Here is a 949-nt window from a genome sequence, read left to right as displayed (position 1 = left end):
TGGAACCACCCCTTCCCATCCCGAACAGGACCGTGAAACGACTCCACGCCGATGATAGTGCGGATTACCCGTGTGAAAGTAGGTAATCGCCAGGCTCTCCCTTGAAACCCCTCAGTACGCAAGTACTGGGGGGTTTTGCTTTTGCGGCGCGCGGGACGCGCGGCGTGTCCAGGCATGCTCGGGCCTGCGCGCCCGAGCTGCGCCACATGAGGCAAAACGGCCGGAAACGCCCGCCAGGCGCCCGCTCCGGGAGCCTGGCAAACGCCCTATAGGGTGAGAGTGTTCTTTTTGAACACAGGTGGTTGTGGTGCGGTCAGGCAGCCCCGAGGGCGCCAGGCCAGGACACAGGACTGTCTCCACTGCTTTGCATAGCGTGGAAAAAGCTTGACAGGCCTGCTGAGTTACACCATAATCACAAGTTCTCCACGGAGAGGTGCCCGAGTGGCTAAAGGGGGCAGACTGTAAATCTGTTGGCTTACGCCTACGCTGGTTCGAATCCAGCCCTCTCCACCAGAATCAAAGCAAGGCAGTAACCCGGCGGTAGTCGGTGAAGCAGAAAGCGTGGTAACCCGGCGGGTGTAGCTCAATGGTAGAGCAGAAGCCTTCCAAGCTTACGACGAGGGTTCGATTCCCTTCACCCGCTCCAGATTGCCCGGGTTGCAGTCAAAGCAGTAGTCAAGTTTCGCCCATGTGGCTCAGTGGTAGAGCACTCCCTTGGTAAGGGAGAGGTCGGCAGTTCGATCCTGCCCATGGGCACCAAATACCGCACTGGCAATATCGCAGCCGACACAGGAGTCGCGAAATGGCAAAGGAAAAGTTCGAGCGGACCAAGCCGCACGTGAACGTTGGTACGATCGGTCACGTTGACCATGGCAAGACCACGCTGACGGCAGCGATCGCCACGGTGCTGGCAGCAAAGTTTGGCGGCTCGGCCAAGAAGTACGACGAA

General features: G+C 59.0%; 1 protein-coding gene, 3 tRNA genes and 1 rRNA gene. All 5 read left to right on the top strand.

What is annotated here, in order from left to right:
* Window positions 1-95 (top strand): 5S ribosomal RNA (gene rrf / locus AC1DK4_RS40755); the annotation flags it as partial.
* A gap of 332 nt (window positions 96-427) precedes the next feature.
* Window positions 428-513: transfer RNA gene (locus AC1DK4_RS40750), tRNA-Tyr, on the top strand.
* A 59-nt stretch (window positions 514-572) separates the two neighbouring features.
* Window positions 573-646, top strand: a tRNA-Gly gene (locus tag AC1DK4_RS40745).
* A 38-nt stretch (window positions 647-684) separates the two neighbouring features.
* A tRNA-Thr gene (locus tag AC1DK4_RS40740) sits at window positions 685-759 on the top strand.
* A gap of 43 nt (window positions 760-802) precedes the next feature.
* The coding region (locus AC1DK4_RS40735; RefSeq protein ID WP_441593733.1) for a GTP-binding protein at window positions 803-949 on the top strand (147 nt) is incomplete at its 3' end.

The organism is Cupriavidus sp. 05N38 (assembly GCF_056397345.1).
This window is presented reverse-complemented; position numbering and strand designations above follow the sequence as displayed.